The organism is Prauserella muralis, from assembly GCF_003202285.1.
GTDB lineage: Bacteria > Actinomycetota > Actinomycetes > Mycobacteriales > Pseudonocardiaceae > Prauserella_B > Prauserella_B muralis.
Window position 1 is genome coordinate 1,186,622 of sequence record NZ_MASW01000002.1, and the last position, 25,578, is coordinate 1,212,199.

Genomic DNA, 25,578 nt, shown 5'->3' on the forward strand with positions numbered 1-25,578 from the left:
TCGTGTCGCAGTGCGGGCGGCGCCCGGGCGGCCGCGGGTTCGGGCACCGATAATCGGCCCCGTGGCACGGGTACTGCTGATCGAGGACGACCGGGCGGTCCGCCGCGGTCTGGCGCTGGCGCTCGGCCGGCACGGGCACGACGTGGGCGAGGCGGGCACCGGGGAGGAGGGGCTGCGGGTGGTGGACGGCGCGCCACCCGACGTCGTGGTGCTGGACCTGATGCTGCCCGGCATGGACGGCTTCGAGGTGTGCAGGCGGATCCGCGCGGGCGGCAGCCTGCCGATCATCATGTTCACCGCTCGCGGTGACGACCTCGACGTCGTCGGCGGGCTGGAGGCAGGCGCGGACGACTACGTGGTCAAACCGGTGCAGCCGAGGGTGCTCGACGCCCGCATCCGCGCCGTGCTGCGCCGGGGAACACCAGCAGGCGACGGCGCGCGCGAGCGGCACCACGACCTCACGATCGACCGGGCCGCGCTGACGGTGTCCAAAGGTGAGCGGCAGGTCTCGCTCACCCCCACCGAGCTGCGGCTGCTGCTCGAGCTGTCCCGCTCACCCGGCCAGGTGCTCAGCCGCAGGCAGCTGCTCGAGCTCGTGTGGGAGCACGACTATCTCGGTGACTCCCGGCTGGTGGACAACTGCGTCCAGCGGCTGCGCGCCAAGATCGAGGACGAGCCGTCCCGGCCGGTCTTCGTGCAGACCGTCCGCGGTTTCGGCTACCGGTTCGGGCCGGTATGACGCCGGTCGCACGGGTGACGTCGGTCCTGGGCGGGCTGCGTCCCCGCCTGATCCTGGCGTTCGTCGCGGTCGCCGTGACCGGCGCTGCCGCGGCCGCGTGGGCGAGCGCGGCGTCGGCGGGCACCGCGCTCGTCGAGGAGACCCAGAGCCGCATCGCGGGCGAGATCGAGCGCACGGTGACCGCGACGGCGCCCAGCATGCCGTACCCGCCCGGCCAGGCCGCGCTCGACCGGCTGCGGACGACGATCGGAGGATCCGCGCTGGTGACCTACGGCGCCCTGCGCTCGGCGAACGGCCCCGCCGTGGACCTCGTGACGCCCGCCCTGCGGTCGGCCACCGGGCGGACCGAACAGCTCGTGCTGCAGCGGGTCGAGTCCGGTGGCAGGCCGTGGCTCGTGATCGGCGCGCCGGTGCTGGTCACCGACCTGAGCGGCGCGCAGCGGCCGTCGGGCGTCGAGATCTACGCGGTGCGCGACATCAGCCGCGTGCAGCAGCAGATCGACGCGCTGACCGCGAACGCCAGCCGCACCAGCGCGCTGGCCCTCCCGATCGCGGTGCTGCTGGCACTGCTCGCCGCGCGGGGAGTGCTGCGGCCGGTGCGCGAGCTGCGCACCACGGCGCGCCGCCTCGGCAGCGGCGACCTCGGCGCGCGGCTGCGTCCCCGCGGCACCGACGAACTCGCCGAACTGGCCGAGACGTTCAACGAGACCGCGGCGTCGCTGGAACGTTCGGTCGGCGAGCTGGCCCGCCTGGAGGCCGACGCGCGACGGTTCGTCGCGGACGTGTCGCACGAGCTGCGCACGCCGCTGACCACGCTCACCGCGGTCGCCGAGGTGCTGGAGGCCGAGGTGGAACAGATGCCGCGCGACGCACGCGAGCCCGCCCGGCTCGCCGTGGCCGAGACACGCAAGCTCGCCAGGCTGGTGGAGGACCTGATCGAGGTGTCGAGATTCGACGCGGGCGCGGCCACGCTGCGGCCCGAGGAGGTCGAGGTGCGTGCCGCCGTGCACGACTGCCTGCGCGCCCGTGGCTGGCTCGGCGAGGTGGAGCTGGACGCCCCTGCCGAGCTGGGAGCCCTGCTGGACCGGCGGCGGCTGGACGTGATCACGGCCAACCTGGTCGGCAACGCGCTCCGGCACGGCGCGCCACCCGTGGTCGTCCGGCTGCGCGGCGACGACGAGCGGGTGTATCTCGAGGTGATCGACCACGGTCCGGGCCTCGCGGACGACGTGGCCCGGCACGTGTTCGACCGCTTCTACAAGGCCGACACCGCGCGGACCCGCTCCGAGGGCAGCGGTCTCGGCATGGCGATCACCGCGGAGAACGTGAAGCTGCACGGCGGGACGATCTCGGCGGGCACCGCAGAGGGAGCTGGCGCGCGGTTCGCCGTGAGCCTGCCGAGGTGGGCGGGGGAGGGCCGATGATCCGCAGGGTGCTCGGGGCGGCGCTGACCGCCGCGGCGTTGGCGCTGGCCGGGTGCGGCGTGGGCCCGAGCGGCGTGCTCGGCGGCGGGCAGGCGCCGACGGGGCTTGCCCCGGGCACGCCGGTGTACTTCGTGGACGACGAGGGCGGCCTGGTGGTGCAGCGCCGCGGCGACCGGCTCAGCACGATCGGCCAGGCCATGAAGATGCTGCTCACCACCACGAGCCCCGGGCCGGGACTGCGTTCCTACGCCGGGACCAGCCAGGTCGCGCTGGAGCTTCCCATCGCCACCTCCGGCGACGTGATCACCGTCGGGCTGCCGATCGACAGGGCCGACGTGCGGCGGGAGATCGGCCTCGACCAACTGGCGTGCACGGCGCTGGCGGTGCACCAGCAGTCCGGCGGCTCGCCCGCGACCAGGGTGCGGCTCGACTTCCTCCACGGCCCGGCGGCCGGGCCCCGGCACTGCCCGGTGCTGCCGCAGGGCTGACCTCGCCCGGCTCGGCCCGGCTGCGACACGATCGCGACAGTGCCGGGACCGGGTCCGGACGCCGGACCGGCAGCGTGTCGGCCATGAACGCATCACCGATACTCACACCAGGCCACGCGCCCTCACCGGAACCGGGGCACCGCCTGCCGCCGGGGCGGCTGGCCGGCGTCGACGCCGTCCGTGCGCTGGCGATCATCGGCGTCTTCGTCGCGCACTTCCATGCCACCGGCTGGCTGCACGCGGGCCCGCCCGCCGACGCGCCGGGCGTGCTGCGGTGGATCAGCGAGCAGACCTCGTCGCGGGCGATGAGCCTGTTCGTGCTGCTGGCCGGGCTGTCGGTGGCACTGATGACCGGGGGCAGCCGCCCGTACACCGGCCGGGACGCCTCCGTCGCACGGCGCCGGGTCGCCGTCCGCGCGCTCGTGCTGTTCGCGATCAGCCTTGTCATCGACGAGTTCGGCGCGTCGGTGCTGAGCTACTACGCCGTCCTGCTGTTGCTCCTGGTCCCACTGACCCGGCTGCGCCCGCGCCCGCTGTTCGCCGCCGCCGGCATCGCCGTGCCGCTCGTCACCGGCTACGCGTGGTGGGTCGTGACCACGCACCCGGAGTGGATGATGATCGACGCGCCGACCGGCCTGGCCGTGCTGACCAGTCCTGGCCAGTGGGACGAGTACCTGATGCAGCTCACGCTCACCGGCGGCGGGTTCCAGACCGCCTACGGCATCCCGCTGGTGCTCGCCGGTCTCGCGCTCGGCAGGCTGGATCTGCACGACCACGCGGTGCGGGTGCGGCTGCTGCTCAGCGGTCTCGGCGTGGCGGTCGCGACCTACGCCTGTTACGTGGTGGTCTGGCACGGGCTCGGTGCCGCCCGGCACGTCGCCGCCGCGATGGCGGCGCCCCCGGCCGGATCCGGGCCGCCGCCACTGCCGTGGCAGACCCTGCTGGGCATGCCGACCGACGGCCTGTACGCGACGAGCCCGCTCGGCATCGCCTTCATGGTCGGGGTCGCGATGACCCTGCTCGGCGGCATGCTGCTGCTCTTCGAGCGCCGTCGCACCGGCACCGTGCTGTCGCCGCTCACCGCCGCCGGGGGCATGACCATGACCTGGTACGCGGGGCACTTCGGCTACCTGGCGCTGATCGGCACGCCGTCGGCGGTGTCGTTGCTCCACCTCGCCGCGGCGATCGCGGTGATGCTCGCCGGATCCCTGCTGTGGCGGCGGTGGGCGCGGCGCGGCCCGCTGGAGTGGCTGGTGCACCGGGTGGTCACGACGGTGGTCCGCGACCGGGCCGCACCGGCACCGGCCCGCTGAACCCGCTGGTGCCGTGGCCGGTCAGCCGTCACACGAGGCCCGACTGGTAGACGAACGCGACGAACTGGGCACGGTCGCGGGCACCGAGCTTGGTCATCCCGCGGCCGATGTGGGTGCGGACCGTCGCCGGGCTCAGGAACAACTGCGCGGCGATCTCGCCGTTGTTGCGCCCCTGGGCGGCGAGCATCGCGACCTCGCGTTCCCGCCTGGTCAGGTCCCCGATGCGCGGGTGTGGCACGCGGACACGCGGTGCGCCGTCGAGGAACCGCTCGATCAGCGTCCTGGTGGCCGAGGGGTCCAGCGACGCGCCCCCGCGGGCGATCGTGCGGATGCCCGTCAGCAGGTCCGCGGGCGAGGTGCTCTTGTGCAGGAAACCGTGTGCCCCGGCACAGATCGCCGCGGTGACGTCGTCGGGAAAACCGGAGGCGGCCAGGACCACCACGTTCGTGGCCGCCAGGTCCGGATCGGCCGTGATCCGGCGGGTCGCCTCGATGCCGTCGATCCCGGGCAGCCGGTTGCCGATGAGGACGACGTCGGGCCGGATGCGCCGCGCCTCCCGCACGGCGGCCAGGCCGTCGGCCACCTCCCCGGCGACGGTGCAGTCGTCGGCCGCCGCCAGGAGGGCGCGGAGACCGAGCCGGACGAGGTCCTGCTCGTCGGCGATCAACACGGAGACGAGGCCGGGCAGGCGTCGCGGCGACGTCTGCCCGCCGGCCCCGTCGCGGAGGAGGGTGGCGGTCATGACGGGGCGGAGACGTCGGCGGCCGGACCCGACGGCGATGGGACGAACGCCGCGATCAGGGCGGCCAGCCGTTCGGGCCGGTCGAGGGGGACGAGCGTGTAGGAATCCTCGACCAGTTCGAGCCGGGCGTTCCGGAGCGCGCCGCAGAGCCGCCGGGCGTGGTCGAGCGGCATCACCCGGTCCTCGGCCGCCCAGACGACGAGCGCGTCGCCGTCGAAGGCGCGGAGTCGGTGCGCGGCTTCGACGAGCTGGCGCCGATCGACCTGCTTCATCAGCGCGCGAACGTCGCGCCGGACCCGCCGGTCGGCAGCGAAGGCGTCGAGCCAGCGGTCGAAGACCGGGGCCGGAATGGGCCGCTTGGTCATCCAGCCGAAGGTCATCGGTAGCCTGCGCAGCGCGGAGATCCGCAGGGACGCCATGGCCATCCGCAGGCCGCCGGGCACAGCGCACGCCAGCGCCATCGTCCGGCCAGGCAGGCCGGGCGGGAAGTTCCCGAACGCGTCGCAGGAGACCAGCACCAGCCGCTCGGCGACGCCGGGATCGTCGGCGACGAGGAGCTGCGCGATCGCGCCGCCGGTGTCGTTGCCGACCAGCGTCACGTCCCGCAGGCCCAGTGCCCGGACGAGGTCGCCGACCAGCGTGCCGAGGGCACGGGGGCTCAGGTCGGCCCCGTCCGGCCGCGGCACGCGGTGGGCGCCCATCGGCAGGACGGGGACCACGCAGCGCAGCCGGGGAGCCAGCCGCTCGACCACCGGCAGCCACAGGTGCTCGTCCATGAGGGCGCCGTGCAGAAACACCACCGCCGGTCCGTCCCCGCCGGTGTCGACGTACTCGACGTCACCGCCGTTCAGCGTCAGCAGCCTCGTGTCCATCACGGCCTCCTGTAATCGGTGGATTACTGGTAATGTAAACCAGCGATTACACGCGGGGCAAGGGGTTGGCATGACACGACGGGCAGTGGCCGCCGGGGCGAAGGGCAGTACGCGTGATCGGCTGCTCGATGCCGGTATCCGGCTGTTCGCCGAGCACGGTTTCACCGCCGTCTCGGTGGGCGACATCGAGCAGGCGGTCGGCCTCGTCCCGCGGCGTGGCGCTCTGTACCGCCATTTCGCGAGCAAGGAGGCACTGCTCGCGGCCGCGGTCGAGGCTCATCTCGGCTCGGTCGCCGAGGCGCGCTCGCTCTACGCGGGCCGAGCGGAGGCGGGCGCGGCGTCGGCGAAGGAACTCGGTGCCTTCATTCTCTCCGAAATGGACCGCCAGCAGCTGATTACGCAGGTCTTCGAACGCGACGGCGACCGGCTGGTGGAGCTGCGCGACCGGTTTCGCAGGGAGGTCTCGGATGCGGGCTACCGGGCGATGGCCGAGATCCTGCGGGCCTGGCTGGACGCAAGCGGCGCGGCCCTCGCGCATCCGGACGGGCTGGACGCGGTCGCGGTGCATCTGGTGGGCGCGCTGGTCAACGTTCGCCGGTCGACGTGGACCCTGGGCCGGCCGCCGCTGGAGCTCGCCGAGTCCGACATCGTGGACGCGTGGGCCCGGCTGTGTGCCATCGTGCTCGCGGGCCTGGCCGGCGGCTGAACCACGCCAGGCCGCTCGCGGGCGCCGCGCTCCCCGCCGTGCGCCGCGGTTGCGCGCCCCGGCCCTGGCAGGGAACGATGGGGGCTTCCCACGTGGCAGGAGCTCGCCCCATGACGCCAGAGGAACCGGCCGGAATCGAGGTCGGCGAGCTGCCGACGCGGGTCGCAGTCACCCCCGACGGCCGGCGGGCCTTCGTGTTGAACGAGGGTTCCGGCTCGGTCAGCGTCGTCGACCTCGCGGGCAGCACGGTGGTCGCCACCGTGGAGCTGCCCGCGAAGCCGTCCGCAACGAGGTCGTTCACCATTCCCAAGGCGATCGCCGTCGCGCCGGACGGCCGCTCGGTCTACGTCGGCGGGTCGATCGAGGGCGACCTGCGGATCATCGACGTCGCCACGAACACGCTCCGGCCCGGACAGCTCGGCGGCAGCGCCCTGCCCGAGCCGGACGGCGTGGCGATCCATCCCGAAGGGGGGATCGGGTTCCTCGCCGATCCTGCGATGCGCGGCCTGCGCCTGTTCGACGTCGGCAGGCACGCGGCGCTCGACACGTGGCTCTTCCTCGGCGACAACACGCCCCAGTCCGTCGTCGTGGCCCCGGGCGGCCGCCTGCTCTACGTGACGACGACGGGCTGTGCGGTCCTCTCGGTCGACGCGACGGCGCAGCCGCAGCCCGCCGGTGCCTTCAGCGCGGGGGAGAGCGCGGTGTTGCGGGAGGCCGTCGTCGGCTGCGACATCGGCCAGATCGCGATCACGCGCGACGGTGACCGGCTTCTGCTCGTCAACCCCTCCGGAACGATGACGGACGGGTCGAGCATCGACGTGCTCGACACGGCAGCGCACGCGCTGGCCGGGCCGGAGCGGGACCTGAACCTGCCGCCGGGACAGACCGCGCTCGGTGTCGCGATCTCCGCGGACGGGTCCACTGTGTACCTCACCAACTGGGACCAGGAAAGGAAGGTCGGGACCCTGACGGCGCACCCCGCCGGAGAGTTGTTGCCCGGCCGGGCGTGAACGGAAACCGCGCGCCCTGGCCCGGGGAACGAGCCGAGGGGCACCTTGGGTACACGATAGTCAGCCACGGTGGCCTTCGGCTCGGCGACGGGCTCAGTGCTGTGGCGCCGCGGCCGGGGCCGCCTCCGGATCGCTCTGGTGGGCCAGGATGCGCAGCGCGTCGGCGGAGCCCGGGTCGTTGGGGGTGTAGATCTCGAGCCGGTGATCGGGGCTGTCGGGCTGCAGCCACACCTGGAAGTCCACGCTCGCGGCACCGACGGTGGGGTGCTGCAGGTGCATCGTCCCGACGGTGCAGTCGGCGACGTCGCCGCCGGCCCACAGCGCCGCGAACTCGTCGCTGCGCATCGTGAGTTCCCCGATCAGCCCGGCCAGCCGCGCGTCCGTCGGGTAGCGGCCCGCGGTGAGCCGCAGGTAGGCGACGTGCAGCCGGGCGAGCTCGTCCCAGTTGCGGTAGAGGTCCCTGGTGAGGGGGTCCAGGAAGAACAGGCGATGGATCGACGGCCGGCGCGCCGGGTCCCGTGGTGCCTCGGCGTCGACGTGCTCGGCGAGGAGCGCGTGGCCGGTGCGGTTCCAGGCCAGCACGTCGCCGCGCCTGCCGAGCACGAGCGCGGGCGTCGTGTCGCCCAGCGATTCCAGCAGGGCCAGGACGCGTGCGTGGGGGTGTTCGTGGCCGGGTTCGGCGAGCGCGGGCATCGCGGGCTGCCGGGCGAGGTTGTGCAGGTGGACGGTCTCGACCGGGTCGAGCCGCAGGGCCCGGGCCAGGGCGTCGAGCACCTGCGCGGAGGCGGTCTCGGCCTGGCCCTGCTCCAGGCGCGTGTAGTACCCGGCACTCACCCCGGCCAGGTGCGCCAGTTCTTCCCGTCGCAGCCCCGGGACCCGGCGGGACGTGCCGTAGGTGCGGAGACCGATCTCCGCGGGCGTGACCCGATCGCGACGATTCTTCAGGAACGCTCCCAGGCTCTCCACGCCCCGAGCCTACGGACTGCGCGCCGCCGGTGGGTGCACCTGCCGGGTGTACCCGCGGCAGGGGGATGGCCGCCGGGCACGCGCGTCCCGATCGTCGTCGGCATGAACCGACAGCATCCGTTCCCGCCGCCGGGCCCGCGTGCCTGGCTCGGGCTCCTGGTGATCCTCGGCCCCGTTCTCCTGGTCTCCATGGACGGCTCGATCCTGTTCCTGGCCATGCCCCGGATCACCCAGGCCCTCGCACCGACCGCCGATCAGGCAATGTGGATCCTGGACGTCTACGGGTTCGCCGTCGGAGCCCTGCTGATCGCGTTCGGCAACCTCGGCGACCGTTACGGCCGGTTGAGGCTGCTGACGATCGGCGCGGCCGTCTTCGGCGCCGCGTCCGCGGGCGCGGCGTTCGCGCCGAGCGCGGAGCTGCTCATCGCCGTGCGCGCGCTCATGGGCGTGGCCGGCGCGACGCTGTTGCCCTCGGCCCTGGCCGTGCTGAGCGAGCTCTTCCCGGACCCGCGGCGGCGGGCCCAGGCCATCGGGATCTTCGCCGCGGCGTTCGCGGCCGGGTTCGCGATCGGCCCGATCGTCGGCGGGTTCCTGCTGGGACGGTTCTGGTGGGGCTCGGTGTTCCTGGTCAACCTTCCCGTCATCGCCGTGTTCCTGGCGTGCGCACCGGTGCTGCTGCGCGAGGTGCGGGCGCGGCGGCCCGGCAGGGTGGACCTCGTGAGCATCGGGCTCTCCGCGGGCGGCCTGCTGCTCACCATCTACGGGATCAAGCGCACCGCCGCCGAGGGGCTCTCGGTGCTGCCCGTCGCCGCGGCCGTCGCCGGGGTCTGCGTGCTCGGCTGGTTCGCCCGCCGCCAGTCGCGGCTGGATCATCCGCTCATCGAGTTCTCCCTGTTCCGCGACCGCGTCTTCACCCTCGCGATCGTCACGGGCCTGCTGCCTCTGGCGGCGTGGTCGGCGGCCGCCTACCTGGCCGGGATCTACCTGCAGTCCGTCCGCGACCTGCCCGTCCTGCGGGCGGCGACGCTGGCGTTGCCTGGGGCGGCGGTGCTCACGGTCCTGTGCCTGGCGACGCCCGCTCTGGTGGCTCGCCTCGGCAAACGGACCGCCCTCGTCGCCTGCCACCTCGCGATCGCCGCCGGACTGCTCCTGCTGCTCCGGGCCGGCGTCTCCGGCGGGATCGGCTGGTACGTCGCCTCGACGATGATCGCGGGCGTCGGCTACGGCATCTCGTTCAGTGTCGTCGCCGACACCGCGGTCGCCGCCGTTCCCGCCGAACGGGCGGGCGCGGCGGGCGCGATCGCCGAGACCAGCAACGAGATCGGCAACGCACTCGGTATCGCGCTGCTGGGCTCGCTCGCCGCGCTGGTCTTCCGGCTCGGAGGACCGGGCCTCGCCGCCACGCTGGGCGAAACGCTGCAGGTTCCCGGAATCCTGCCCGGTGCTGCCCAGCAGGCGAAGGAGGCCTTCGTCGCCGGCCTGCACGCCGCCGCGGCGGTGGCCGCCGTGCTGCATGCCGGGCTTGCCGTCCTGGCGCTGCGCTGGCTGCCCCGAGCCGGGAGGATCGTCCTCACACCTGGTGCCCGATCTTGAACGGATGGGTCGCGCCGGCGTCGATCACCAGGGTGGTGCCGGTGACGTAACGCGACTCGTCGGAGGCCAGGTAGAGGACGGCGTTGCTAGTACCGGATGCCGTACCGGCACCGGCCAACCAGGCGGTCTACGCACTGCTGCGGGCCGTGTCGTCGCCCGGCGGCGCGCAGCCATGAGGCGGAGGCGAGCTCACAGCAGGCCGCGGAGCCGAGCGGTGAAGACGGCTTCCCTGCGGGTGGTCACGCCGAGCTTGCGATAGATGCTGCGGAGGTGGGTCTTCACGGTGTTGACCGACACGTAGAGGTTGCCTGCGATCTCCTCCAGCGTGCTCATCGAAGGCAGTTCGCGGAGCAGTTCCACCTCGCGGGGACTCAGGTTGGCTCCTGCCGACGCCGCCGGCATGGCCGCCAGGACGTCGCCGACGAAAGACTCGGCCCACCCGAGCCGCCCGGAATGGGCCGCCACGAGAGCTCGGATGTCAGGGCCTGCCTCCGTGAAGGGGCGAAGGACCCGGCCGGCAGCGGCCTTCTCCAGTGCCGTGGTCAGTTCCACACCCGCGGCGTGGCGGTCGTCGGCGCGGCTGGCGAGCAACGCGCCCAACAGGTGTGCCTCGATCTCCGAGGTCAGTACGAGGCAGCCGACCTCACCGCTGGAGACCTTCTCCAGCTGCGCCCGTGCCGTTGTCGTGCGGCCGTGCAGCGCATGCATCCGCGCACGCAGGAGCAGGTGATCTCCGCTGCGCCCGATCCACGACGACGCCCGGCGTTCGACCTCGGCGGCCCAGTCGGGTCTGCCGAGCCGCAACGCCATCCTCTGCTCGGCGTTGCTCGCGTAGGCCACCAGGGCCGGCTGCGCGTGCTCGCGCGGATCGACGGCGTTCCAGCACTCCCGCATGGCGATCAGCGCGTCGTGCGGTTCCCGGGTGAACCGCACGATCGCCACGGCGGAGCGCGCCGCCAGTTCCACGGTTCGGTCGTTGCTGGCGCCCAGCGTCCGGAGGGCGGTCTCAGCCTCGCGTTCCGCGGTGTCGTCGTCGAAGGCCAGGTACGCTCCCCACGCGGCGGCCACGTGGGCGATGCTGGTTCCCGGGCTGTCGGCGATGCCTCGCTCCCTGGCGAAGGTGATGGCTTCCTCGGCCGTGGCCCGCATTCTGCGGTAGTCGCTGTCGGCACCGGCCAGCCCGGCCAGATGGCTCAGGCAGTGCAGGACGGCGTAGTCGTAGCTGCGCCGCCGCGCCAGATGCAGTGCTCTCGTCAGATCGGTATGGGCGCGCTGCAGCCAGCCGAGCCAGAACAGCACGGTGCCGCGGTTCACCAGCGCCAGCATCCGGAGATCGGGATCGGCGATGTCGTCGAGTCGTTCACCGAGTCGTTCGGCCTCTGGCGACATCCGCCCGGTAAGGCGGGCGTGGTGGACGAGGGCGACGAGCCGGAGGTCGAGCGCTCGCTCGTCGTGCCCGCTCACCATGGCAAGGCGTGTGATCCGCTCCTCGGCGGTCCGGCGGTCCCCGGCCGACAGGTCGGCCACCGCGAGTATGGCGCTCACGTCATCGCGTTCGGCGACCCGGCGAGGGAGCTCTTCCACGAGCCGCCGGAGTGTCCACATCTGACCGCTGAGGACGATCGCGGGTCCCTTCTCGACCACCAGGCGAACCATGAGTTCTTCGTCCGCGGCGCTGATCGCGTGCCGGAGCCCGGTCAGCGCCTCGTCGTTGGCGCTGAACCAGACCGCGGCCGTGCGGTGGAGTTCGCGGGCCTCGGCCAGTGACCGCCGCCGCAGCGCCGCGCGGAGGTAGTCCAGGAGCAGTGAATGGTAGCGAAACCACGGGCTGTGCGGGCTGCAGCGGGACACCAGGCCGTAGGACTGTTCGAGCTTGTGCAGCAGGGCGCCCGCGTCGTCTCGGGCGGTCAGCACGCTCGCGAGCTCGACGGTGAAGGTGTCGCACACGCTGGTGCGCAGGAGGAACTCCTGATAATCGGCAGTGAGCACGGACAGCACCTCACCCACGAGGTAATCCGCGACCGCTCGATCGGTCTCGACGAACGAGCCGATCGTCGCCGGGTGGTCGTGCGATTCCGACAGCGCGAGGCCCGCAAGCCGCAGTCCGGCGGGCCAGCCCTCGGTCCTCGCCATCAGACGGACCAGTTCGGGTTGGTCGAGTGAGACACCGTGTCCGCGTAGCACGGCGGCCGCTTCGGACTCGTCGAAGCGCAGGTCGGCGGTGCGGATCTCGCGCAGCTCCCCGGTCACCCGGAAGCGATGCAGTGGCAGGGGCGGACTGGACCTGCTGCTGAACACCAGGTGCAATCCCGCGGGGAACCGTTCCAGGAGCAACTCCAGGCTGCGTAACGGCGAGGACTCCGTGAGACGGTGGAAGTCGTCGAGAACCACCCAGATCTCGCGGCCCTGCCGCGTGATCGCGTCGCCCAGCTCGGCGGCGAACCGATCCTCCTCACCCCGCTGCGGCGGCCGGGGCAGCACCGCTGCGGGGTTCTCGTCCGTCGGGTGGCCCGTTTCCAACGCGTTCAGAATCGCCGACCACAGGACGAAAGGATCGTTGTCGTGGGCGTCCACGCTGATCCAGGCGGCCGCGGCCCCGGCGCGCCGTCGGGCGCGGAACCAGCTCGCGAGCAGCGTGGTCTTGCCGAATCCCGCCGGTGCGCACACCAGGGTGACCAGTGGCGAGCCCTGCCCGCCGCCGGGTCTTCGGGACAGCAGGTCCTCCAGCCGCGCCCGGTGCACGTGACCGCTCGGCAGCGGCGGCACGGCGAGCTTCGGTGCCGATGTCGGCGCACGAAGCCTGTCTCTCGCATCCCCCACCACGCGTACCGAGAGTAGAAGAGCCGGGCGCGTGGTAAAGGTCCCGCGCACGCCGGGATCTCTTGCCACTCAAGAGAGTGACCCCTGAAAGGGGACACGCGAGCGTGGGTCCGGCGACCGGGCGAGCTCCGGCGTGAATATTCCAGCGCGTAGTCACGCAATCACCCGCGAGAGGTGAGGCGGGCGTTCCGTCGGCGTGTCAGGGTGCGACGAACTGCTCCAGGAGAGCAGGCGTCCAGCCCGAACGACCGCCGGAGGGGAGCGCGACCATCATGAGCGACGGCACCCTCGGTGTCGCGCCGATCCACATCGTCGGTGCGGGCGGCCTCGGGCGCGAGGTCTTCGACGCGCTGTTCCAGAACGGCGTCACAGCGGCCGACGTCGTGTTCGCGGACGACCATCTCGCCGCCGGTGAGGTGCACGGCGCTGTGGTGCGCCGCCTCGCCGATACCGTTGGAGGTTCCTACGTCGTGGCGGTCGCCGACCCCGCCGGCAGGCGCAGGCTGCGGCGCAGGATGGAGAGCATGGGCTCGACGCCGATGGCGGTCGTCCACCCGCGCGCGGTGATCGCCCACGATGTCGTCGTGTGGCCCGGCTGCGTCGTGCTCGCCAACGCCTTCATCTCGACGGGTGTGCGGCTCGAGCCGCACACCCAGGTCCATTCCAACGCGACGGTCGGTCACGACACGATCGTGCACGAGTACACGACGGTATTGCCGGGTGCGAATCTCGCGGGGAACGTGGTGCTCGAGCGTGACGTGACCGTCGGCAGCAACGCCTGCGTGCTGAGCGGTGTGCACGTGGGTGCGGGGACCTTCATCGGCGCCGGTGCCGTGGCGACCAAGACCCATCCCGCTGGCCGGTTGCTGACGCGGGTGCCCGCCCGGTAGGCCCACCCGGCAGGCCGGCATCCCCATCGCCCTGCCCCTGCCTGTTCCTCGCGACGTCCGGCCAGGTCCTCGCCGGCCAACACTGTGCTGACCCCCAATGGCCGGAGGTGAAGCGTGACCGTGCACGACCGTCTGCGGGCGGTGCGCGAGCGCTGGAAGCCCCTTCTCGTCGGTGTCGTCCTCGGCGCAGGCTGCGCCCTCGTTCTCGCGACGCTGAGCCCACGCGAGTACGCGGCGAGCGCCACCGTGTATGTGGCCGCCGGTTCCGCATCCGCAGATCCCGTGGCCGAACACCGGGTGGCGTCCTATCCACATCTGGTGAGCACGGAGACCATCGGCAGGCAGGTGGCGGACGCACTTGGGCTCGACGCCGATCCCCGTGCCGTGGCCGGGCAGCTCACCGCGACCTCGCCACCGGGCACGGCGTTGATCGACGTGACGGCCACCGATCGCTCGCCGTATCGCGCGGAACAACTCGGCAACGCGGCTGCCCAGGCACTCGCGCGACTCATCGCCGAGCTGGAGAACCCGGTTCCCGGAAGCGGCTCGCCCGTCACGGCCAGGGTTGTCGACGCGGCGGGGCTGCCGTCGGGTCCGGTCGGCCCACGTCCGGTCGTCAACGCCGGCATCGGGATGCTGGTAGGTCTGTTCCTGGGCGGTGGAGGCACCCTGCTGCTCGGCAGGCTGAGCACCAAGGTCAGGTCCGTGGAGCAGCTGAACCGGATCACCGGCGCGCCGAACCTCGGCGTCGTTCCGCACGATCCCGCGGCGCCGCGGCAGCCGCTGATCGTGCACGAGGGTGCGGACGTCCTGCGAGCCGGAGCCTTCCGCAGAATCCGGGGAAACCTGCGCTATGTCGGCATCGACCGGCCACACAAGATGCTCACAGTGGCCGGCGCGGCCTCCGGGCACGGAACGACGACGACCCTGTGCAACCTGGCGATCGCGGCGGCACAAGCGGGAACCCGTGTGGCGATCGTCGACGGGGACCTCCGGCGGCCGCGTGTCGCGGACTACCTCGGTCTGGAGGGCGCCGTCGGTGTCACGACCGTACTCGTCGGGCGAGCCGGCCTCGACGACGCGCTGCAACCGTGGGGATCGTGGCCGCTGGACGTTCTCCCGAGCGGAGCGATCCCGCCCAACCCGAGCGAGCTGCTGGCCTCCCGGCAGATGCGGAACCTGCTCGGCACCTTGCGCGGGCGCTACGACCTCGTGCTGCTCGACGCGCCACCCGTGCATCCCGGGACCGACGCGGCAGTCCTGGGCGCGCGGAGCGACGGAGCACTGCTCGTCGTACGGCAGGGAACGACCGTCCGTGGCAGGCTCACCTCCGCGCTCGACGCGCTCGACGGCGTCGCGGTCCCCGTGCTGGGCACGGTGGTGACCATGGCCGCACAGGCGAAGGCCGCGGAGTCGTGTCACCACCAGGGCCACCTGCCGGGCGTCGCGGTCAGTGAGCCGGTGGACTCGCACCCGACGCAGCCCATGCCTGCCGTGGCGGACGGCGACCCGGACGCCAACGGGCACGGAGTGAGCCGGGACGAGGCGACCGCGTGGCTTTCGGTGACCGACTGTCTGAACGGCAGCAGGAGTGTGCGGTGAGCGGACCACTCACGACCACGACAGGATGCCGACCTGCCGAGTTCCGCATCCTCTTCGTCTGCTCGGCAAACGTGTGCCGTTCCCCGTTCGCGGAGCTGCTCACGCGGCGCCTGCTCGCCGCGCGACTCGGAACGGCCGCGGCCCGGTTCGCGGTGTCGAGTGCCGGTACCCGCGCGGTGGCCGGCGAACCAGTGGATCCGGTACTGCGCGAGGACCTCGTCACCTGGCGGCTGGAACGGCTTGCGAACCGGTTCCGCAGCCGCGCCATCTCGGTGGACGCGGTGCGCGGGGCCGACCTCGTGCTGACCGTGGAACGCCCGCACCGGTCGTTCGTCGCCGAACTCGACCCCACCGCCGTCCGCAGGGCCTTCTGCCTACGGGAATGGAACCGGCTGCTCGCCGGGGTGCCACTGCACGCGCTGCCAGGTCCGCCGGTGCAACGGGCACGGGCCCTCGTGCCGCTCGTCGCCCGACGGCGCGGGATCGTGTGTTACACCACGGCGGACGACGACGCCATCCGTGATCCTCGCCGGTTGCGCAAGGACGAACGCGACGCCGTCATGCGCGACCTGGTCGAGAATGTCCATTCCCTCGTGAACACGATCGTGCCTGCCTCGAAACGGAGCAACGCCTGAGATCGCCAGGTGCTCGCGCTCGTACCGCCCGTTCACGGATGACGTGCTTCGCGCCGTGCCCAATGGCACCGTGGATGCACACCAGGTACCCGAGGGGCCCTTCGGCTCGATTCGGCTGTCACCAAAACCGTGCTTTCGCTGGTGAAAGCGGCCGGGTGCCTCGACTCCGGATTCTCGCCTGAAGCAGGTGAACGCAGGATGGTGAGGTGTCGTTCCGTCCTGGCGCGGCGATAAGTACATGTCTGGAAACGTCAGGAAGGGGAGGGCCATTGATGGCTGCCGATCAACGCCTGGCCACGGTGCTCGCCGGGCTCGCCGACACGTTGAGGCCGGATTTCGATGAGCGGACCTATGCGGAGGACCTCGCATGCCGCGCCGTCGGCATTCTGGAAATCGACGCGGCACTCGTGCTGCTGACCGGTGAGCACGGGCGCATCTCGGCGACCGCCGAACGCACCCACGTCGTGGGTGGCAGGCGCGCGATCGCCATCGAGGGGCCGCCCGAGGAGGCCCTGCGCCGCGGTGAGGCCGTTGGCTCGCCGGACCTCCGTTCGGAAACGCGGTGGCCCAGGTTTACTCTCGGTGCCGTCGACGACGGATTCGCGGCCGCGCACGCGGTGCCGCTGCGGCTGCGCGAGCAGCGGGTCGGGTCTCTGACGCTGCTGTGGCACGGAGCGGGGCTCCTCGACGAGCGCACCTGCGTCATCGGCCAGGCGCTCGCCGATACGGCTGCGGCCGCGCTGATGGCGCGGCGTAGTCTCGGTGCGGCTCAGACTCTCGCCGGCCAATTGCAGACCGCCCTGGAAACCCGGATCACCATCGAGCAGGCGAAAGGCATCCTCGCCGCGCGGCGAGGTAGCAATGTGGACAGTGCGTTCGAGATGATTCGCTCCATGGCGCGCCGCCACCGACGCAGGATCGCCGACGTCGCCCGTGACGTCATCGACGATGCGTCCGCCGTGGCACATCTCGCGGCGCACGGTGATCCTGCCGGGCGCACACGCTCGTTCACAGCTCGCGACGAGGTCTCCTCGGGGGAGTGCTGAGAGACGGCACGCCGCGGTGGCAGCGTGGCCGAGGGGGGCAGTGAGTGCCCCGGGCGGAGGGCGGCCCGGGGCACTCACCCCGTCTGCGACGGCGGTGCGGCGGGAGGCGAGAAGGCCAGCAGCAGGCAACGCTCGCACGGCATGCCCGCCTGGCTGCCGTGGACCTGCTCCAGCTCGCTCAGTGCGAACGACGCTCCGCAGTAGGCGGTCAGCCTGCTCGGTGTCTCGCCGGGGACGACGAAGATGTGTGGCGTCCGCCGCGTCTCTCCGACGGAGCCAGGTGCGGACCGTCCGACGAGCAAGATCCGTGTCATGGGTACCTCCCGCGTCGCCGCCGACGACAGGCCGCGCCGTACCGGCGACGGCCGATGCGGCGTCGCCCACTGAGGATTACCCTGGGGAGGCTGCGACGGCAGGCATTCCCGCCGGATTCACCTGCTGTGGACGAGTCGGTCCGGACAACGGTGCGGCGACACGCTTTCTCTCACTGACGGCCACCGGCCGACATCGCGTGCATCCGGAATCACCTGGTTCGTGTGGTCCACGGAGAAAATGCTGTGCCCGGAGCGGAAATCGTTGCCACGCAGGTGGATTCGGGCTTTTCCGCGGAGGATTCACACGTTCGGGGACTCCGGGGGCCCTGTCACGAACTCCTGCTTGACGGGAATATCCATCGGCGGACAATTGGCTAAACTGCAAGTTGCTGTTCTCCGCAGCGATCACGACCGTCCTGGTCCTTGACGGCGGCCCCTCGTACTCGGCAGTTCGTCCAGAAAGGCGGCTTCATGGCCAGGCATGGTTCGTCGACTCACACTTCGCCGGCATTGTGCGTCGTCGGCAGTGACTACTTCGCCACCCGGGGATCGCTGCCCGCCGTGGCGGTCCACGTCGCCGAGTCCGTGCGCGAACTGCGGAGGAGGGGTGCCTTCCCCCGGCATGCCTGCGTGAACATCGACGTTGGCCCCGCTGAGGAAACGCTCGACGTTCTGGTGGAAGGGCTTTCCGCGAATACGGAGTCGGATCTGGACGAGGCGATGACGGCACTGCGGGCGCTGTCCGAACTCGCGGCCGGCGCCAATGTCGTCGAGATCGACGGCACCGGGCCGCCGCTGTTCCTGCCCCGCATCCTCGCGGTGGACGACAACGGGACGCCGTTCGCGGGTGCGGTCGGAGTCAGCATCGGCAGGATTCGGCCGATGGTCGGCGCGCGGCGTCGCGCACGTCGCAGGCATCGCTGACCCGACGCCAGGCTCGGCTCGACGGTATGCGGAGTGGCCGACGGCCGCCACTGGGGGCATCGGCGGCCGTCGGCCGGCTTCGCGCCATGCCCCCTCCTTGCTCCACGACGCGAAGCGTAGGTCGTATCTTGCCAACCGCGTTCAGTATGTGCCTCCTCTGAAACGGGTGACTGCACAGCCGAGTGCTGGGTGACCGGATGTGCCAGCAGGCTGCGGCGCGGCATCGGTTCGATCGGTCAGCGTGGCGACGCGGCGACCGTGACGCGATGACTGTCCCCTTCGGACAGAAATGCGGCCAGTTCGCGGCCCTGCTCGGCGACGGCGGTGCGATCGGCCCGGGTGAAGCGGCGCAGTGGCGTGACGACCACCGTGCCGTCCCGGATGGTCCAGGTCGCGGCGACGCGGCCGTCGACGAGCACGGCGCGTTCCCCGGCGACCGAAATGCCGCGGTGGGCGTCGTCGATGATCCGGCTGCGGTCGTCGTAGCCGAGGATGGCGTTGTCGAAGGCGGGCAGGAACCGCACCGGCGCGGGAGTGTCCGGGTCGGGGCGCGGCGCATCGGGAAGGTCGAGCAGCTCCCGGCCGCGCTCGTCGCGGAAGCTCACCAGCTCGTCGCGGATCGCGGCGACGGCGGCCGGGAGCCCGGCCAGGCCGCTCCAGGCACGCAGATCGGCCACGGCCGCAGGCCCGAAGGCGGCCAGGTAGCGCCGGGCCATGGCCTGCGCGGCCGGGTCGCAGCCCTCGGGCGACGGCGGGTCGGCCTCGCGCCCCAGCCACGAGGCCAGCGGGATCAGGCGCACTCCCGCCCGCGTGCGCCACAGGCCGCGCGGTGGAAGCTGCACCACCGGGACGACGTCGAACAGCACTTCGGCCAGCGCCCGCGGCCCCGCCGCCGGCCAGCGTTCGGCCAGCGCCCGCCCGATCTCGGCGGCCGAGCGCGGCTCGCCGTCGGCCAGCAGCGCCCGGCCCGCCTCGGCGACCGTGTCGAGGTCGATCCCGTCGAGTTCGCGGCGGTACACCCCGAGCACGCGCTGGCGCAGCATGCCTTCGTGCCGCGACCGCCAGGCCAGGACGTCCTCGGCGGTGAGCAGGTGCACGGTGCGGCGCATGAGGTGGGTTCGCACCACCCGGCGCCCGGTCAGCAGGCCCGACAGCGCCGCGGGCTCGAACGCGCGCAACCGCGACCAGAGCCCGACGAACGGCTCCTGCGGCTCCTGCGCCTGCAGGCCGCACAGGTGCGCGACGGCGTCGCGTGTGGACAGGTCGGCGCAGTCGAGCAGCAACTGCCGGGCCAGCGTCGCGCGGTTGAGCGCCCGGGTGTCCAGCACGGTCATCGGATCCTCCTGCTCGGTACCGGTGCCTGGCAGGGGTCCATCCTCGCAGCGGAACCGGTCAGGAAGTGACCGGTTCTCGACGCGGCACAACGCGAACCGGGCCCCCAGCCGCGATGGCTGAGGGCCCGGAGACCGCTGGTGGCGCGCTGTCAGCTCACAGGCCGAGGTCGAGCGCGTCGCCGGTGGGCAGGCTGTCGGCAGCGGGCAGGTTCATGCCGCCGAGCGCGCCGCCACCGAGGTCGTGCACGTGGTTGTCGACCTCGTTGGCGACCGAGCCGACCTGGCCGGCCAGGTCCGGCACCTCGGCCGGGGCGGGCAGCGCACCGGCGTCGGCCACGGAGCCGGGCACGTCGCCCAGGTCGGGCACCGCGACCGGCGCCTGCGGGGCGAGGTCGCCCACGGTGTCGGTGACCGGAGCCGCGACGTCCTCGGCCGCGGGCAGGGAGTCGGCCGCGGGCAGGGAGTCCACCGCGGGCAGCTGGTCGGCGGCAGGCAGGGAGTCCACGGCGGGCAGCGCCGGTGCGGTCGGGACCGCGGGCGCGGCCGGAACGGCGGCCGTGGCGTGGTCCAGCGTGTCGAAGGTGTCGCCCGCCGCGCCGAAGTCGCCGGCGAGCAGCCGGGCGTTCGGGTCGCCGATCGGGGTGGAGCCGATGGCCTCGTTGACGCCGCCGAGCACGTCGGCACCGGCGTGCCGGACCTCGTCGACCAGCCCGCCGAGGGGCTCGCCGACACCAGGCAGGCCGCTGACGGTGTCGACGGCGGTGCTCGCCAGCAGCGAATCGCCGAGGTGGTTGGTCACGCCGTCGACGGCGGCACCGACGAGCTTGCCGTCGTAGAGGTGCTCACCGACACCGGCGACGGTGTGCTGCAGGTCGATGGCACCCGCCTCGACCAGCGGCCCGGCCACCGGGACGCCCGCGGTGGCGCCTGCGACGCCGTCCACGACGTCGGACGCCGTGTTGAGCACCCCGTCGGTCACCGTGTTCAGCCCGGTCGCGCTGGCCGCGTCGCTGACCGCGCCGAACACGCCGCTCAGGTCGGGCAGCGGCGCGCCGTCCAGCGTGCGGGCGACGTCGTTGGCGGCGGCGAAGGAGTCCGGTGCGCCGTCCAGCGAGGCGGGGGCGCTCTCCGTGACCATGGGCAGGATCTCGTGCACGTCCGCGGCGGTCACGTCGTCCAGACCGGCGGCGGTCAACGCCTTCTGCGGGTCGGCGTCGAACTCGGCCAGGGCTTGGGGGTCGCTCAGGAGGGTCTGCGCGAAGTCGTGCAGCGTCTGCACCGGGCTCATACTGGTTGTCTCCCAGGGAGTGTTGGACTGACAGGGACACGGTCAACGCCACCCGGCCGGCGACCTGGCGCCGGACGGGCTCAGCGTCTGATCGTGGAAAGAGGTCCAGACGAGGACGGCGCGTCACCGAGGCGGGCGGCAACGGTCAGCCGACGACCCCGGACGGGCGTGCGGGAACGCCCGGTGCTCGGGAGCTGTTGGCTCGACATCACCGCGCCTTTCCTCCGCGTCTGGATCTGCCGAGAACCTAGCAGGCCGCCGATCCGGCCGTGAGCCGGTTCCCAACATCGGTTCATGTTCGGCGACGAGTCACCGGATCGGGTGGTTGTCTGCGAGTTTCGATCACAACGGGTCACCGCCGCCAGAACAGGTGGTGGACCACCCCGCTCGGGCTGGGCACGACCTCGAGGTGGAATCGGTCGCGCAGCTCGTCCGGCGACTCCCAGAGCCGCAGTCCCGACTCGAGCTTCACCGGTGAGACCGCCACATGCATGGTGTCGACGAGATCGGCGTCGAGGAACTGCCGGATGGTGGTGACCCCGCCGCCGAGCCGGACATCCTTGCCCCGCGCCGCTTCCCGCGCCTGCTCGAGCACCGTGGCCGGGTCGCCGTCGACGAAGTGGAACGTGGTGTCGGAGAGCGTGAACGAGGGGCGCGGGTGGTGGGTCAGGACGAACACCGGGGTGTGGAACGGGGGTTCGTCACCCCACCAGCCGCGCCACTCGTGGTCCTTCCAGGGACCGCGCTGGGGCCCGAACTTGTTGCGGCCCATGATCTCGGCGCCGATGTTGTGCGCGAAGTCCCGGGTGAAGTAGTCGTCGAGGCCCCGGCTGCCCCCGGGATCGGTGCGGTTGGGCCAGCTCGCCGTGGCGCCCGCCCAGGCGAACAGGTCCCCGGGATCGACGTGGCCGAACGGCCTCTCGAGACTCTGGTTCTCACCGGCGCCGACGCCGTCGCTCGAGACGGTGAAGTTCTGGACCCGCAGTAGCTGGGGCACGTGTTCCTCCTCCTGGTTCGTCTCTCGTCGTCGTGACGATGGACAGACTCGCCTGGCGGCCGAAACTCATCGCCGGTGCTGGAACCGTGTCCCGCGCGCCCTGCTCGGCGCAGCTAGAGTGTCCAGCCGCCATCCACGCTCAATACAGTGCCCGTGCAGTAGGTAGCGTCCTCGGCGAGGAACACCGCCGCCGTGGCCACCTCCTGTGCGGTGCCGGGACGACGGAGTACGAGGTCGTCGAGGATCCGTTCCCGGGAGCGCTCGGGTATCTCGGCCGTCATGTCGGTAGCGACGAATCCCGGCGCCAGTACGTTCACCCGGACGCCGTCGCGGGCGACCTCCTTGGCGAGCGATCTCGCGAATCCCACCAGCGCGGCCTTCGCGCTCGCATACGCCGTGTCGCCGGAAAAGCCCACGATGCCCACCGCCGAGGAGACCACGGTGATGCTCGCCGTGTCCCCACCACACAAGGCGGGCAGCGCCGCTCTCGCTACCTGGGCCGAGCCGACGACGTTGGTCTCGATCACGCTTGCCCACACGGCTGGGTTCACTCGTTCCAGTCTGCCACCCTGCCACATGCCGGCATTCAGGACCAGGCTGTCCAGCCGGCCCCAGCGCGACAGGGCAGCCTCGACCAGCGCCTCGGCCGAGGCTGCGTCGCCGAGGTCGAAATGCGCGGGACAGGCGGACGGCCCCAGCTCCGCGGCCAGGGCAGCGGCCTCGCGCCTGCCCGACCGGTAGGTGTAGACGACGTTCAGTCGCCGCGCGACGAGTTGCCGGGTGATCTCGGCGCCGATGCCCCGCGAGCCGCCGGTCACCAGCGCGACCCTGGTGTCAGCCATCGGCGATCCGCTCGATCACCGCCGCGTTGGCCATGCCGCCACCCTCGCACATCGTCTGCAGCCCGTAGCGGCCGTTGCAGGCATCGAGTACCCCGAGAAGGGTGGCCAGCAGTTTGGTGCCGGATGCGCCGAGCGGATGCCCGAGCGCGATCGCACCGCCATGCCGGTTCACCCGTTGGAGCGTCGCGCCCGTTTCCCGTTGCCACACCAGGGGCACGGGGGCGAAGGCCTCGTTCACCTCGAACGCGTCGATGTCGCCAACGGACAGGCCGCCGCGTTTGAGGGCGAGCCGGGTCGCGGGGACGACGGCGCGCAGCATGAGTACCGGATCGTCACCGACGACCGCAAAGGAGTGGAATCGCGCACGTGGCCGCAGGCCCAGCCGCCGTGTGGCCTCGGACGAGGTGATCAGAGCGGCCGAGGCACCGTCCGTCAGCGGCGAGGCGTTCCCTGCGGTGATCAGCCAGTCGATCGCGCCGAACCGTTCGGCCACCTGCTCGTCGGGGAATACGGGCGGCAGTTCGGCGAGCCCCGCAACTGTTGTCGTGTCCCGTATGGTCTCGTCGGTCCGCTGCTCGCCCACGGAAACCATTTCCCGGCAGAACCTGTCCGCGTCCCGCGCCACGGCCGCGAGCTGATGGGAACGGGCAGAGTAGGAGTCGAGCTCGTCGCGGCCCAGCCGGTAGTGCCGCGCGAGCAGTTCGGCCGCAACCCCCTGTTCGACGAGGTGAGGAGGGTACCGCCGCGCCACCTGGGGTCCATAGGGGTCGGCTCCGGCGTACTGGCTGAACATGGGCACGCGGCTCATCGACTCGACCCCGCATGCGACCACGACGTCGTAGGCGCCCGCGAGCACGCCTTGGGCGGCGAAGTGCATTGCCTGCTGGCTCGATCCGCACTGCCGGTCGACCGTCGTTCCCGGGACGTGTTCGGGAAAGCCCGCGGCCAGTACGGCGTTGCGCGTGATGTTCGCCGCCTGTTCCCGCCCCTGGGACACGCAGCCACCGATGACGTCATCGATGACGGCCGGGTCCACCCCGGTGCGGTTGACGAGCTCGGCGAGTACGTGGGCCAGCAGATCGACAGGGTGCGTACCGGACAGCCCTCCACCCGGCTTGCCCTTTCCGGACGGGGTCCGCACGGCGTCGACGATGACTGCTTCGGATGCCATGGTCTCCTCATATACTGACTGATCGGTACAATGCTCGAGTACGCGATCGACAATGTCAAGGCGGTGCCATGAGGGCGACAGGCGGAATGCCGAACAATCGTGGAGTGCGTCTCCAGGGCCCGGGCCGATGGGAAATCGCGGCGCTCACGGCACCACGGCCCGGGCAGGGTGAGGTGCTGCTGGCGGTGGAGGTGTGTGGTGTCTGCGGCTCGGATGTGCACCTGGTCGACGGGGTGACAGCGGCACGGTATCCGGTGGTGATCGGGCATGAGGCTGCAGGCGTGATCGTGGCGGCCGGACCGGGGGCCGACGAGTCGCTGGTCGGTACGAGGGCCGCCGTGGTGCCGTACGTGGGGTGCGGCAAGTGCGGGCTGTGCGTGGAGGGAGAGGCACAGGCGTGTCCTCGCCGGCGCGTTCTCGGCGTCGATCTTGACGGCGCGCAAGCCGGGCTGCTCGCCGTGCCGTCCGAATGTGCCGTCGCTCTGCCCGGCGGCGTGCCTTCCGAGATCGGCGCGATTCTCACCGACGCGGTCGCCACGCCGTACCACGCGATCGTGCGCAGTGGGGTGGCCCGCGGGCAGACAGTCGTCGTGCTGGGGCTGGGCGGGCTCGGCCTGCATGCCGTCCAGTTGCTGGTGGGTGTGCTCGGGTGTCAGGTGATCGGAGTGGATCCCAGGCGCCGGGCGAGGGAGAAAGCAGTGGAACTTGGTGCCGCGTTGACCCTGGAGCCCGGTGACGGGGTCCCGCGCACCGTGCGCGGCGAGACGGGTGACGGTGCCGATGCAGCCTTCGAGTTCGTGGGAAGTCCTGGGATCGTCGACGCCGCGTTACGTTGCCTGCGGCCGCAGGGTACCTGCGTGGTCGTGGGGATCGCGCCTGACCGGCTCACACTCGGCCTGCGCCAGGAGACGCTTGTGGGAAGGGAGCTCCGGCTGCGGGGCAGTTTCGGTGCGACGGCGAGCGAGGTGGCCGCCTTGGCCGACCTCGTCGCGACGGGACGCCTTGACCTGGCGAGTAGCGTGAGTCGCGGTTATCGGATCGACGACTTCGGTGCGGCGCTCGCCGAGACGAGGGACAAGCGGGCCGGATCGGTGCGGGTGGTGGTCGACTACCGCTGAACGGGGGCTGGGGCTTCGAGCTGACGACCGTTTCGGCCGGCCGAACGTGGGGACGCAAGCTCACCGTAAATGACGATGTCGATGAGCCGATCGGCAACCTGGTCGGGCGTGAGGGGGCCCTTCTCCGCGTCGTACCATACGTAGCTCCAGTTGAGAATGCCGAGAACGCCGAGCACGGTGACATGGTCGGCCGACCTGAACACGCCCTGTTCCACACCTTCCTCAAGCACGCGGGCAAAGAGATTCTGGTGCTCGTCGCGAAGCTTGCCGAGCTGACGTGCCCGTTTGCCGGTGAGTGCGTGCATCTCCCGCAGCACCACAATGACTTCGTCGCGGCGCGCCGCGATTGTCTGCACGTGCTCGCGCGCGAGTGCGCGTAGCTTGTCGACCGGGTGCAGGTCCGAGTCGACGACCACGCGACCCCGCTGAAGCGCTTCCTCGACGTGCCGCTTCGAGAGGTCGTAGAGTAGATCCTCCTTCGATCCGATGTGGTAGTAGAGCGCGCCTCGCTTCAGTCCCGCGGCTTCGCCAAGCTCGGCAACCCCTGCGCCGTGGTAACCCTTTCTCGCGAACACCTCGGCAGCCACCCGGAGGATCCGTTCGTGGGTGGATTCGCCGCTCTCGTCCCGCTGTCGTGGCATGATCACGCCTCTCGTTTCCCTGGCCGGCCGGCCCGCCCTGTCAACCCAGAATACCGACCAGTCAGCACGCTGTCGCTGACCCGCATGCGCTGTCGTGAGTGCG

25 protein-coding genes are annotated in these 25,578 nt (G+C 71.8%); 13 read left to right on the forward strand and 12 right to left on the reverse strand.

Annotated features, from left to right (window positions below):
• Positions 1–61: 61 nt before the first annotated feature.
• The 4 genes from BAY60_RS16810 (at position 62) to BAY60_RS16825 (ending at position 3,964) form a co-directional block, all read left to right on the forward strand.
• Complete coding sequence (locus tag BAY60_RS16810; protein ID WP_112281853.1) at positions 62–739, forward strand: response regulator transcription factor; 678 nt, start codon at positions 62–64, stop codon at positions 737–739.
• Entirely contained in the window at positions 736–2,163 is a 1,428-nt protein-coding gene (locus BAY60_RS16815) for a sensor histidine kinase (RefSeq protein ID WP_112281854.1), read from the forward strand. The genes BAY60_RS16810 and BAY60_RS16815 overlap by 4 nt, the downstream gene beginning before the upstream one ends.
• A complete protein-coding gene (locus tag BAY60_RS16820; RefSeq protein WP_112281855.1) occupies positions 2,160–2,651 on the forward strand; it encodes a GerMN domain-containing protein in 492 nt (163 codons plus the stop codon). Before BAY60_RS16815 ends, BAY60_RS16820 begins: the two co-directional genes overlap by 4 nt.
• A gap of 83 nt (positions 2,652–2,734) precedes the next feature.
• Complete coding sequence (locus BAY60_RS16825) at positions 2,735–3,964, forward strand: DUF418 domain-containing protein (RefSeq protein WP_112281856.1); 1,230 nt, start codon at positions 2,735–2,737, stop codon at positions 3,962–3,964.
• Positions 3,965–3,992: 28 nt separating this feature from the next.
• On the opposite strand, the gene BAY60_RS16830 is transcribed toward BAY60_RS16825, so the two are convergent.
• Complete coding sequence (locus tag BAY60_RS16830) at positions 3,993–4,706, reverse strand: response regulator transcription factor (protein ID WP_112281857.1); 714 nt, start codon at positions 4,704–4,706, stop codon at positions 3,993–3,995.
• Positions 4,703–5,578: an alpha/beta fold hydrolase gene (locus BAY60_RS16835; protein WP_112281858.1), complete on the reverse strand. Its 876-nt coding sequence runs from the start codon at positions 5,576–5,578 to the stop codon at positions 4,703–4,705. The genes BAY60_RS16830 and BAY60_RS16835 overlap by 4 nt, the downstream gene beginning before the upstream one ends.
• Positions 5,579–5,648: 70 nt before the next feature.
• Between BAY60_RS16835 and BAY60_RS36780 the strand changes: the two genes are divergently transcribed.
• Complete coding sequence (locus tag BAY60_RS36780) at positions 5,649–6,284, forward strand: TetR/AcrR family transcriptional regulator (protein WP_170160432.1); 636 nt, start codon at positions 5,649–5,651, stop codon at positions 6,282–6,284.
• Positions 6,285–6,394: 110 nt separating this feature from the next.
• Entirely contained in the window at positions 6,395–7,294 is a 900-nt protein-coding gene (locus tag BAY60_RS16845) for a YncE family protein (protein ID WP_170160433.1), read from the forward strand.
• A 93-nt stretch (positions 7,295–7,387) separates the two neighbouring features.
• Here the strand turns inward: BAY60_RS16845 and BAY60_RS16850 are convergent, their stop codons facing one another.
• On the reverse strand, positions 7,388–8,260 hold the full coding sequence (locus BAY60_RS16850; protein ID WP_112281860.1) for a helix-turn-helix domain-containing protein: 873 nt from the start codon (positions 8,258–8,260) through the stop codon (positions 7,388–7,390).
• A 102-nt stretch (positions 8,261–8,362) separates the two neighbouring features.
• On the opposite strand from BAY60_RS16850, the gene BAY60_RS16855 reads away from it, so the two are divergent.
• On the forward strand, positions 8,363–9,853 hold the full coding sequence (locus BAY60_RS16855; protein WP_112281861.1) for an MFS transporter: 1,491 nt from the start codon (positions 8,363–8,365) through the stop codon (positions 9,851–9,853).
• Here the strand turns inward: BAY60_RS16855 and BAY60_RS16860 are convergent.
• Together BAY60_RS16860 and BAY60_RS16865 are read right to left on the reverse strand one after the other, a co-directional pair.
• Positions 9,831–9,971, reverse strand: coding sequence for an SDR family oxidoreductase (locus BAY60_RS16860; RefSeq protein ID WP_245992549.1), 141 nt, complete (start codon positions 9,969–9,971; stop codon positions 9,831–9,833). The genes BAY60_RS16855 and BAY60_RS16860 overlap by 23 nt on opposite strands.
• Positions 9,972–10,042: 71 nt before the next feature.
• Entirely contained in the window at positions 10,043–12,676 is a 2,634-nt protein-coding gene (locus BAY60_RS16865) for a winged helix-turn-helix domain-containing protein (protein WP_170160434.1), read from the reverse strand.
• 269 nt (positions 12,677–12,945) lie between these two features.
• Here BAY60_RS16865 and BAY60_RS16870 point away from each other — a divergent pair, with 269 nt between their 5' ends.
• The 4 genes from BAY60_RS16870 (at position 12,946) to BAY60_RS16885 (ending at position 16,846) form a co-directional block, all read left to right on the forward strand.
• Positions 12,946–13,563 (forward strand): LbetaH domain-containing protein, encoded by a 618-nt coding sequence (locus BAY60_RS16870; RefSeq protein ID WP_112281863.1) that lies wholly within the window; start codon positions 12,946–12,948, stop codon positions 13,561–13,563.
• A gap of 114 nt (positions 13,564–13,677) precedes the next feature.
• On the forward strand, positions 13,678–15,165 hold the full coding sequence (locus BAY60_RS16875) for a tyrosine-protein kinase domain-containing protein (protein ID WP_112281864.1): 1,488 nt from the start codon (positions 13,678–13,680) through the stop codon (positions 15,163–15,165).
• Positions 15,162–15,800, forward strand: coding sequence for an arsenate-mycothiol transferase ArsC (locus BAY60_RS16880; protein WP_170160435.1), 639 nt, complete (start codon positions 15,162–15,164; stop codon positions 15,798–15,800). Before BAY60_RS16875 ends, BAY60_RS16880 begins: the two co-directional genes overlap by 4 nt.
• A 272-nt stretch (positions 15,801–16,072) precedes the next feature.
• Positions 16,073–16,846 carry an ANTAR domain-containing protein gene (locus BAY60_RS16885; RefSeq protein WP_112281866.1) on the forward strand — a complete coding sequence of 258 codons (774 nt, stop codon included), beginning with the start codon at positions 16,073–16,075 and terminating at the stop codon, positions 16,844–16,846.
• A gap of 74 nt (positions 16,847–16,920) precedes the next feature.
• Here BAY60_RS16885 and BAY60_RS16890 read toward each other — a convergent pair whose 3' ends face one another.
• Positions 16,921–17,160, reverse strand: a complete 240-nt coding sequence (locus BAY60_RS16890) for a hypothetical protein (protein ID WP_112281867.1) — start codon at positions 17,158–17,160, stop codon at positions 16,921–16,923.
• A 630-nt stretch (positions 17,161–17,790) separates the two neighbouring features.
• Between BAY60_RS16890 and BAY60_RS16895 the strand changes: the two genes are divergently transcribed.
• Positions 17,791–18,084, forward strand: coding sequence for a hypothetical protein (locus BAY60_RS16895; RefSeq protein ID WP_146771028.1), 294 nt, complete (start codon positions 17,791–17,793; stop codon positions 18,082–18,084).
• Positions 18,085–18,320: 236 nt separating this feature from the next.
• Here the strand turns inward: BAY60_RS16895 and BAY60_RS16900 are convergent, their stop codons facing one another.
• From BAY60_RS16900 to BAY60_RS16920, 5 genes are all read right to left on the reverse strand, one after another.
• Positions 18,321–19,418 carry a winged helix DNA-binding domain-containing protein gene (locus BAY60_RS16900; RefSeq protein ID WP_112281869.1) on the reverse strand — a complete coding sequence of 366 codons (1,098 nt, stop codon included), beginning with the start codon at positions 19,416–19,418 and terminating at the stop codon, positions 18,321–18,323.
• 154 nt (positions 19,419–19,572) lie between these two features.
• Complete coding sequence (locus BAY60_RS16905; protein ID WP_112281870.1) at positions 19,573–20,706, reverse strand: IniB N-terminal domain-containing protein; 1,134 nt, start codon at positions 20,704–20,706, stop codon at positions 19,573–19,575.
• A gap of 352 nt (positions 20,707–21,058) precedes the next feature.
• Positions 21,059–21,703, reverse strand: a complete 645-nt coding sequence (locus BAY60_RS16910) for a dihydrofolate reductase family protein (RefSeq protein WP_112281871.1) — start codon at positions 21,701–21,703, stop codon at positions 21,059–21,061.
• Positions 21,704–21,816: 113 nt separating this feature from the next.
• The gene (locus BAY60_RS16915; RefSeq protein ID WP_112281872.1) at positions 21,817–22,545 is read right to left on the reverse strand and encodes an SDR family NAD(P)-dependent oxidoreductase; all 729 of its coding nucleotides are present in this window, start codon (positions 22,543–22,545) and stop codon (positions 21,817–21,819) included.
• Positions 22,538–23,716, reverse strand: a complete 1,179-nt coding sequence (locus BAY60_RS16920) for an acetyl-CoA C-acyltransferase (RefSeq protein ID WP_112281873.1) — start codon at positions 23,714–23,716, stop codon at positions 22,538–22,540. The genes BAY60_RS16915 and BAY60_RS16920 overlap by 8 nt, the downstream gene beginning before the upstream one ends.
• Positions 23,717–23,820: 104 nt before the next feature.
• On the opposite strand from BAY60_RS16920, the gene BAY60_RS16925 reads away from it, so the two are divergent.
• Complete coding sequence (locus BAY60_RS16925) at positions 23,821–24,834, forward strand: zinc-binding dehydrogenase (RefSeq protein WP_170160436.1); 1,014 nt, start codon at positions 23,821–23,823, stop codon at positions 24,832–24,834.
• On the opposite strand, the gene BAY60_RS16930 is transcribed toward BAY60_RS16925, so the two are convergent.
• Positions 24,825–25,475 carry a TetR/AcrR family transcriptional regulator gene (locus BAY60_RS16930; RefSeq protein WP_245992656.1) on the reverse strand — a complete coding sequence of 217 codons (651 nt, stop codon included), beginning with the start codon at positions 25,473–25,475 and terminating at the stop codon, positions 24,825–24,827. The genes BAY60_RS16925 and BAY60_RS16930 overlap by 10 nt on opposite strands.
• Positions 25,476–25,578 lie beyond the last annotated feature (103 nt).

What these genes read in the sequence shown, in the direction of transcription:
- BAY60_RS16815 (WP_112281854.1), top strand. Translation starts at nt 736, where the DNA reads ATGACGCCGGTCGCACGGGTGACGTCGGTCCTGGGCGGGCTGCGTCCC.
- BAY60_RS16820 (WP_112281855.1), top strand. Translation starts at nt 2,160, where the DNA reads ATGATCCGCAGGGTGCTCGGGGCGGCGCTGACCGCCGCGGCGTTGGCG.
- BAY60_RS16825 (WP_112281856.1), top strand. Translation starts at nt 2,735, where the DNA reads ATGAACGCATCACCGATACTCACACCAGGCCACGCGCCCTCACCGGAA.
- BAY60_RS16830 (WP_112281857.1), bottom strand. Translation starts at nt 4,706, where the DNA reads ATGACCGCCACCCTCCTCCGCGACGGGGCCGGCGGGCAGACGTCGCCG.
- BAY60_RS16835 (WP_112281858.1), bottom strand. Translation starts at nt 5,578, where the DNA reads ATGGACACGAGGCTGCTGACGCTGAACGGCGGTGACGTCGAGTACGTC.
- BAY60_RS36780 (WP_170160432.1), top strand. Translation starts at nt 5,649, where the DNA reads ATGACACGACGGGCAGTGGCCGCCGGGGCGAAGGGCAGTACGCGTGAT.
- BAY60_RS16845 (WP_170160433.1), top strand. Translation starts at nt 6,395, where the DNA reads ATGACGCCAGAGGAACCGGCCGGAATCGAGGTCGGCGAGCTGCCGACG.
- BAY60_RS16855 (WP_112281861.1), top strand. Translation starts at nt 8,363, where the DNA reads ATGAACCGACAGCATCCGTTCCCGCCGCCGGGCCCGCGTGCCTGGCTC.
- BAY60_RS16870 (WP_112281863.1), top strand. Translation starts at nt 12,946, where the DNA reads ATGAGCGACGGCACCCTCGGTGTCGCGCCGATCCACATCGTCGGTGCG.
- BAY60_RS16885 (WP_112281866.1), top strand. Translation starts at nt 16,073, where the DNA reads ATGGCTGCCGATCAACGCCTGGCCACGGTGCTCGCCGGGCTCGCCGAC.
- BAY60_RS16890 (WP_112281867.1), bottom strand. Translation starts at nt 17,160, where the DNA reads ATGACACGGATCTTGCTCGTCGGACGGTCCGCACCTGGCTCCGTCGGA.
- BAY60_RS16900 (WP_112281869.1), bottom strand. Translation starts at nt 19,418, where the DNA reads ATGACCGTGCTGGACACCCGGGCGCTCAACCGCGCGACGCTGGCCCGG.
- BAY60_RS16905 (WP_112281870.1), bottom strand. Translation starts at nt 20,706, where the DNA reads ATGAGCCCGGTGCAGACGCTGCACGACTTCGCGCAGACCCTCCTGAGC.
- BAY60_RS16915 (WP_112281872.1), bottom strand. Translation starts at nt 22,545, where the DNA reads ATGGCTGACACCAGGGTCGCGCTGGTGACCGGCGGCTCGCGGGGCATC.
- BAY60_RS16920 (WP_112281873.1), bottom strand. Translation starts at nt 23,716, where the DNA reads ATGGCATCCGAAGCAGTCATCGTCGACGCCGTGCGGACCCCGTCCGGA.
- BAY60_RS16930 (WP_245992656.1), bottom strand. Translation starts at nt 25,475, where the DNA reads ATGCCACGACAGCGGGACGAGAGCGGCGAATCCACCCACGAACGGATC.